3 protein-coding genes are annotated in these 1317 nt (G+C 29.1%); all 3 read right to left on the minus strand.

The window, feature by feature from the left end:
• Nucleotides 1-136: 136 nt before the first annotated feature.
• On the minus strand, nucleotides 137-556 hold the full coding sequence (locus ACRDDY_RS10175; protein WP_438564843.1) for a hypothetical protein: 420 nt from the start codon (nucleotides 554-556) through the stop codon (nucleotides 137-139).
• Nucleotides 557-572: 16 nt separating this feature from the next.
• Entirely contained in the window at nucleotides 573-947 is a 375-nt protein-coding gene (locus tag ACRDDY_RS10180) for a hypothetical protein (RefSeq protein ID WP_438564844.1), read from the minus strand.
• Nucleotides 948-1076: 129 nt separating this feature from the next.
• A partial coding sequence (locus ACRDDY_RS10185) for a hypothetical protein (protein ID WP_438564845.1) occupies nucleotides 1077-1317 on the minus strand: 241 nt, incomplete at its 5' end.

Below are 1317 nucleotides of genomic sequence, written 5' to 3' on the forward strand. Positions count from 1 at the left end.
ACATCAACAGACTCTGCAATATTACTTATACTTATTATGTTTTGTGTAAATGCCTCTTTGTATATGTTTTCATCTCTGTAAACTTTCATATCCATTCCTTAAATTATTAATTTTTCAACTCTATAAAATATTTATTTTACTTACCTACTCTAACACTTCCACCTGCATCTATGTCTCCTTCATGTGAACCATGAACCTTACAACTACCACCACAGTCTATATTTCCTTTAACATATCCCTCTATTTCAGCAGAACCTCCACAATCAACTCTACCATTTACATCACATTTTACTATAACTGATCCACCACAATCCAATTTGTTTACATTACCTTCAATTGTAACATTTAATATTTGCTTATCTTTTAACTCTTCACCTTCATATTTTTCTCCATTTACATATAAAACTCCATTTATAACTGACACATTTGCATTATTAGGAACTTTTATAGTCTTACCATTTATAACAACTTTCCCATTACTCATAGAAACCGAACTGTTATTTCCCATTGACACACAACTTCCATAATTTATATATTTACTCATATTTTTAAACATATCTCCCTCCTATTAGTTACATACTTTCTTTATTTTTATTATTCCAATGATATTCTTCATACAAGTCAAATGTTTCTTTATCATTACATCTTATTACTAAGCAATCTCCACCAACTCTAGTGAAATTACCTTTGCTATCTATAAATTCCCAACCATCTGATCCGTCAATAGAACTTACAAGTTTATCTTCTAGTTTCCATACATCATAAACTGTTCCTCCACTAGAATTTATTACTACATAATCTCCTCCGTCTCTACCATCCATATCAAACCAAGGATTACTTCTTCCATCTGCTACATTTAGTTCCTTTTGTGAATCTGTCATACATCCTGTTAACAATGTCATTGATAATACGCTAACACCTAATAAACTTACTATTTTCTTATTCATAATTATCCTCCGATTATATAAAGTATTTCAAACATAAAACTCAATATGAATTTTACAAAGAATAGTATAAATACTGCAGCTACTATTCCTAATACCAAAGATATAAATTCTTTAAATATATTCCACATGTTATTCTATGCCTTCTATTTCCATTTTACTGTCTTCAACCACTTTATATCCACTTTGATTTAATATTTCAACACATTCAGATGTAGTTAACACCATTTCGTTCTTTTTATTTTCTTCAGGTTTAGTTAATATACCTAATTCTATACATTCATCTCTAGTTAAGAATTTATCCTTGCCTCTAAGTTCATCTAATTGTTCTCTAGTTATATTTGTTCTACTTATCACCCATTCATCTAAATTA

This window comes from Clostridium sp. (assembly GCF_051656525.1).
GTDB lineage: Bacteria > Bacillota > Clostridia > Clostridiales > Clostridiaceae > Clostridium.

Excerpts from the sequence above, each read along its gene's own strand:
- ACRDDY_RS10175 (WP_438564843.1), bottom strand. The coding sequence starts at position 556 with ATGTTTAAAAATATGAGTAAATATATAAATTATGGAAGTTGTGTGTCA.
- ACRDDY_RS10180 (WP_438564844.1), bottom strand. The coding sequence starts at position 947 with ATGAATAAGAAAATAGTAAGTTTATTAGGTGTTAGCGTATTATCAATG.